5 protein-coding genes are annotated in these 6,119 nt (G+C 65.3%); 1 reads left to right on the forward strand and 4 read right to left on the reverse strand.

Going from position 1 to position 6,119, the window contains the following annotated elements:
* The 3 genes from AC56KW_RS11690 to AC56KW_RS11700 form a co-directional block, all read right to left on the reverse strand.
* Positions 1-978, reverse strand: a complete 978-nt coding sequence (locus AC56KW_RS11690; RefSeq protein ID WP_497170901.1) for a porin — start codon at positions 976-978, stop codon at positions 1-3.
* A 202-nt stretch (positions 979-1,180) separates the two neighbouring features.
* Positions 1,181-1,912: a helix-turn-helix domain-containing protein gene (locus AC56KW_RS11695; RefSeq protein ID WP_497170902.1), complete on the reverse strand. Its 732-nt coding sequence runs from the start codon at positions 1,910-1,912 to the stop codon at positions 1,181-1,183.
* A 17-nt stretch (positions 1,913-1,929) separates the two neighbouring features.
* On the reverse strand, positions 1,930-3,660 hold the full coding sequence (locus AC56KW_RS11700) for a sensor domain-containing diguanylate cyclase (protein WP_497170903.1): 1,731 nt from the start codon (positions 3,658-3,660) through the stop codon (positions 1,930-1,932).
* A gap of 334 nt (positions 3,661-3,994) precedes the next feature.
* On the opposite strand from AC56KW_RS11700, the gene AC56KW_RS11705 reads away from it, so the two are divergent.
* On the forward strand, positions 3,995-5,434 hold the full coding sequence (locus tag AC56KW_RS11705) for a carboxylesterase/lipase family protein (RefSeq protein ID WP_497170904.1): 1,440 nt from the start codon (positions 3,995-3,997) through the stop codon (positions 5,432-5,434).
* Between the two features lie 51 nt (positions 5,435-5,485).
* Here the strand turns inward: AC56KW_RS11705 and AC56KW_RS11710 are convergent, their stop codons facing one another.
* Positions 5,486-5,884 (reverse strand): hypothetical protein, encoded by a 399-nt coding sequence (locus AC56KW_RS11710; protein ID WP_497170905.1) that lies wholly within the window; start codon positions 5,882-5,884, stop codon positions 5,486-5,488.
* Positions 5,885-6,119: the final 235 nt, after the last annotated feature.

Genomic DNA, 6,119 nt, shown 5'->3' on the forward strand with positions numbered 1-6,119 from the left:
TCAGAACGCGCGCCGCATCCCCACGTTGAGCGATGAACCATTCCCCGGCTTGACGCCCAGATGGGCGCCCGCCAGGTGCTGGATGCGCGAGTAGGCGGCATAGAAATCCATGCTGCGCGACACCGCGTAGGTGGCGCCGACGGCCAGCTGGCGCGCATCGTTGTTGGCCGGATCGCGATCGTTGCGGCGCACGTACGACGCCAGCACCGTGGTCTGGCGCGAGACCGGCATCGCCACCCCCATCAGCACGTCGCGGCTGTCGGTCGAGCGCGTGGCGGCGACGCTGGCGCCATACGGATTGTCGGGATTGAACAGCGGCGAGTTGCCCCAGCCGCGGTTGGCGCTGTAGGCGGTATAGGCCGTGCCCCAGTCGAAGCGCATATTGGCGGCCACGATGGAATTACGCGCCGCCATGGTGATGTCGACCTGGTCGTAGCGCGTGACCTTCGCGACGTTGCGGTTCTGGTGGGCGGCGCGGATATTCAGCGGGCCGAGGTTGATCCCGACCGTCATGCCCCAGGCGCGGCCCGACGGCGAGCCGTCGACGTCGCCCTTGCGCCATTTGGCGCCGGCGCTGAGACCGCCGAAGCGGCCTTCGAAGCCCTCGCTGTCGTCGGCGCGCATGCCGCGCGGCGCGGACTGGGCTGCCAGGCCACCCTGGAAGGGATCGCCGACCTCGTTCAGGGTGCTGTAGTCGAAGTTGTACTGGCGGCCGGGGGCAAGCATGGCGCCCTGACCGCGCGCGCTCGCGCGGTCGATGTCGGCCACCGGCTCGGCCATGAAGATGGACGATTCCGCCGGCACCGCTTCGACGCGCGCGGCCAGCTGTAGCTGCGCCAGGCAATCCGGCCCGCAGACCGCTTCCTGGATCGCTCCAGCGCCGGCACCATCCGCGTGCAGGGATGCCGGTTCGTTCTGCGCCGAAGCGCACGCCGCGCTCGCTCCAAGCACGGCCAATGCGACGATGGACATTCTCATGGCGTCAATCTCTCCCTGGCACCTACTATCGGCCAGTCTTGGCAACCTGATCTGTCTAATACCTCACATAACCGGGAGTTTCATCACGAATGGTAGATAAAGCATCGCATTCGCGTGTTTCCTTGATCTGCAGCCCTCTTCCGTAACGTACACCGAAGTGTTGCCCGAGGCAACCCTTACGAACCAACTGGAAACATCGGACTCAGCGACGCAGGGCGGCGAAGGCCGCCGGTTCCCATTCGCGCAGCGCCAAGAGAAGGCCGCTGCCGCGCCGTTGCGCCAGTGGTGCGGCCAGGCTTTCCTCGTGCAGTTGGGCAAAGCGCGCGCGCATCAGGCGCAGTTCGTGCTGCAGCTTGGCGCGCGCGCTTTCGGTCAGCATGCCATGGGCGAAATCGAGTGTCCCGCCTTCGCCATCGAAGCCGCCAGCCACGAACTCGGGCATGCCCTGGCCATTGAAATAGCGCCGGATGGGACCGTCGGCCAGCCAGTCGAAGTCGCGCGCCACGTTGACGCGGATCCGGTTGCCGGGCAGGAGCGTGATCAGTTGCAGGCGGTCCAGGCGCAGCAGGTATTGCAGGCATTCCGATTCGCTCAGCCGGTAGACTGCCAGCATGTCGAGCATGCGCCACTGGTTCAGTGCGCATACCGCGATCAGCAGCAGCTTGTCGTCCTGCACCAGTTCGGCCTCCTGCTCCGCGCTCAGGGTGCGCAGGCGGCGCTGTCCATTCTGGGCTTCCTGCGCGATCTCGGCCAGGGTGAAGCCGAGCAGGCTGCAAATTTCCACGATCCGGTCGAACGTGAACTGCTCGCTGGCGAACAGGCGCTTGATGCTCGGCTCGGACAGGTCGAGCGCGACGGCGACGTCGCGGTAGGTCAGGCCTTGCAGCTTGAGCTGGCGCTTGATGGTGGCAATGATCTGGCTGATTTGGGTCATGATGGAAAGTCGACGAACTATCTAGAATCGGTACCGGATGCGGTGATACGCGATACCGGCACGGCGGCCAGTTTCACGGCGTTCTTGCCGCCGCGCTTGGCGCTGTACATGGCGTGGTCGGCGCGCGCCAGCCAGCCGTCCAGGTCGGGCTTGTCGCCCGGGAAAAATACCGCCACGCCGATGCTGGCGCCGACAGTGACCGTGGTGGTGCGCAGGGTGTAGGGCGTGCGCACGCAGGCGAGCAGCTTGCGCGCGAAATCTTCGGCGTCGTCCGGCCTGGCCAGCATCTCGAGCACCACCACGAATTCGTCGCCTGCCAGGCGCGCCACCGTATCGGTCTTGCGCACGGCCCCGGCCAGGCGTTCGCCGAACTGGCGCAGCAATTCGTCGCCCTCTTCATGGCCATGGGTATCGTTGACGGCCTTGAAGCCATCCATGTCGATGAACAGCAGCGCCGCCGGCATGTCGCTGCGGCCGGTCCTGGCCATGGCCTCGGGCAGGGTGTCCATCAGCGCGCGCCGGTTCGGCAAGCCGGTCAGCACGTCGCGCAGCAGCAGCGCGTTGAGCTCGGCGGTACGCTCGGCCACCGCGATCTCGAGATGCTCATTCATCCGCTGCAGCGCGCGCCGGTACTGGGCTTCGCTGCTGACCAGATCACGCATCGTCCGCGACAGCATGTTCGCCTCATGGAAACCGCGGATCTGCGGGATCGGCGGCAGATCCTGTCCGCCGGCGGTGGCTTCGGTAACCCGTTCGATCGCCTCTCCCAACTGAGTCATCGGGCGCGCCAGGCGGCGCGCCAGCAGCGCGGCCACGATCCCCAGTATCCCCCCCAGCAGCGTGCTCCAGGCCAGCATGCGGTGTTTGAGTTCGGTCGCGCCCTGCAAGGCCTTCGCTTCGTCCTGGCGCACCAGCACCGACCATTGCAGCGTGGCCGGATTGCCGGCCAGGCCGGTCTGGCTGAATCCGATGAGATAGGTGCGCCCGTCCGACCATTGCTCGCGCAGCGCGCCGGTATCGCCCACCTGGGCACGGCGCAGGCTGGCGGTATCGATCTTTTGCTCGACCAGCTCCTGCGGACCGAGCAAGACGGTGCCGTCGCCACGCACGACCAGGATCTCGGCGCCGTATTCACGCAGCGCCGGCGTCAGCAGCATGCGCGCCTGGCGCCTGGCCCAGTCCCAGCTCAAGTGCAGGCCCAGCACCGCGACCAACTCGCCCTCCTGGCTGAACACGGGCGTCGACACATCGACGAAGCGCCACGGATCGCTCCCGTGCGGCATCAGCTTCTCGAGCAAGAGCGCCGGGTGGTAATCGGTGGCGCGCACGCCTTGCTGGCCGACCTGGAACCAGGGCCGCGCACTGACATCGTTGCCTTCCAACAGCCCTCGCGTGGACGCGATCACCTTGCCGTTGACGTCGGCCAGGCCGATCCAGGCGTAATCGGGGAAGGTCTGCTGCAGTGTTTCGAGCGTGGTACGCGCCGCGCCCGCGCTGCGCGCCTGGCGCACCGAGGGTAGCGCGGCCAGCAGGCGAGCGTCGCCGATCGCTTGCTGCACCACGCGGTTGAGGCCATCGCGCATCTGCCACGACAGCTGTTGCAGGCGCAGCTCGGCTTCGGCATTGGCCTGGCGCACCGCGAAATGGTTCACCACCGTCAGCTGCAGGGCCACGGTCAACGCAACAGTAATGCACACTGCCAACGTCATCAGCGTGGACAGGCGGAATTTGCAGAGCAAGCCTTGCATAACGATTTTGCTAGAAAGTAATAGCCCGTCATGATAGCGCTGAAACTAGCGGTGAGTTCACCACTGCAACAATGCGTTCAGGAAATTTTTCTGTTACTGGAAATTTTTGAAAGAATGCAACACTCTAACGCAAGGACTCTGCAATGTCGTCGTTCTTTTGGCAAAGAATTGTATCCATTTGCCGCCAAATCTAGGACAGGCATTTCGGAAAAAACCAGTAGATAGGACAAGACACTTGGCGGTATCGATTCTCTGCGGCGTGGTTGACGACTTCCGCCATGTGATTGAGTTACCATAGAGACACGATAACGCTCTGACCAGACAGGAGACCCCGATGCCGCGTTCCCCCTTCTTGCCCCTGTTCGCCGCAGCGCTGGCGCTGACCACACTGCCCGTGCTGGCGGCGCCCGCAGGTCCGGTGGCAACGATTGACAGCGGCAAGGTGGAGGGCACGATCGACGGCGGCATCGCGAGCTGGAAGGGCATTCCCTTCGCCGCCCCACCAGTGGGCCAGCTGCGCTGGCGTGCGCCGCAACCCGTGCAGCCATGGTCCGACCTGCGCCAGGCGGCCAGCTACGCGGCCGACTGCATGCAACTGCCCTTCCCCAGCGACGCCGCGCCGCTCGGCACCGAGCCCAATGAAGACTGCCTGTACCTGAACGTCTGGAAGCCGTCCAACGCCAAGGGCAAACTTCCGGTGCTGGTCTGGATCTACGGCGGCGGCTTCGTCAACGGCGGCTCATCGCCGCCGACGTATTCCGGGGCGCAACTGGCACAACAGGGCGTCATGGTCATCAGCTTCAATTACCGCATCGGCCGCTTCGGCTTCTTCGCCCACCCGCAGTTGACGCGCGAAGCGGGCGACCAACCGCTCGGCAACTATGGCTTCATGGACCAGATCGCCGCGCTGCAATGGATCAAGCGCAACGCAGCAGCGTTCGGCGGCGACCCGGCCAACGTGACCATCAGCGGCGAATCGGCCGGCGGCATGTCGGTCAATTTCTTGCTGACGTCACCACGGAGCCAGGGGCTGTTCGCCAAGGCGGTCGTGATGTCGGGCGGCGACGGCGGTGCGGCGCCGACGCCGCTGGCCGGCGCCGAGAAGATCGGCCAGGACTTCGCGGCCCGCAAGGGCATCGCCCGCAACGATCCGAAGGCGCTCGAGAAGCTGCGCGCGCTGCCGGCCGAGCAGGTGGTCGATGGCATGAACCTGGCCACCTTCAGGCAGCCGACCGCGGCCGCGACCTATCACGGTCCTTTCGTCGACGGCAAGGTGGCGCTCGATTCAGGCGCCGCCTTCGCCGCGGGCCGCGTGCACGAGGTGCCGGTGATGATTGGCGCCACCAGCGCCGACATCGGCGGCAAGACGGGCTATATGGTCGCCGGCGCGCGCAGCCTGGCCGCGACCCTGGCCGACCACGGTGTGCCGGTGTACGCCTACCGCTTCTCGTATGTGGCCGACTCGGTGGCCAAGCCGGGCGCCGGCGCCGGCCATGCGACCGACATCCCCTTCTTCTTCGATACGGTGGCCGTCAAGTACGGCGCGCAGGCGACGGCCAAGGATATCGCCATGGGCAAGGCGATGGGCACGTATATGGTCAATTTCGCCAAGCGCGGCGATCCGAATGACGGCGCGCTGCCGGCGTGGCCGCGCTATACGCGCGCTGGCGACACGCTGATGGACTTCTCGTCGGCCGGCAAGGCGGTCGCGCAGAAGGACCCGTGGGCCGCCGCGATCGATGCGGCGCACGAGGCCCGCGCCGGCAGCCAGTAAGAAAGTGGTGGCGGGACGGGCGCGCGGCCGGTCTGCCCGCCCTGCGACAGGTCAGCGCAAACGCAGTTCGTACTTGGCCCGGATGTTCTGGCGCGCCGCGTTGCGCATCAGGTAGACCTTGATGCGATAAGTGCCGGTGACGGGCAATGCCGCATGATAGGTATTGCCGTCCACCGAGCCGACGAAGACGGCTTCGGGCCTGCCATCCTGGACCAGGTTGAAGAAAGTCGAGCGGTTATCCGCCTTCATGTCGATCCGCAGTTTCTGTCCCGCCGCACCCTGGAACACATACTCGGCACTTTCATGTCCGCGGATCGTGCCTTTGTAGGCGCCCGGTTTGCCGGCGGCCGGCAAGTCGATTTGGGTCGACGTGGTTTCCTTGCCCTGCGCCGGGACCACGAACGCCATCGCGGCAACCATAACGACCCCATACATTTTCGCCATCAGCATCAATGCTCTCCTCATGAATACCTGCCCATGTTTTTATTGGCCTGCTCATGGTGCACGTGCGGCTTGTACCCGGGATGAATAAGGGATCAGGCAACTCGACAGCGCACCTGGGCCGACTCTAGGGAAGCACTGATCAATTGACGATTTTCAGCGCGGCCCCAGTTTTTGGCGGCAAGACCGCCTCGACATTTTGAGATGCCCTTTTTTTGTTCGGGACGGCGGTTTTTCAGCGGAT

It is taken from the genome of Telluria sp. RT2P19, assembly GCF_059685725.1.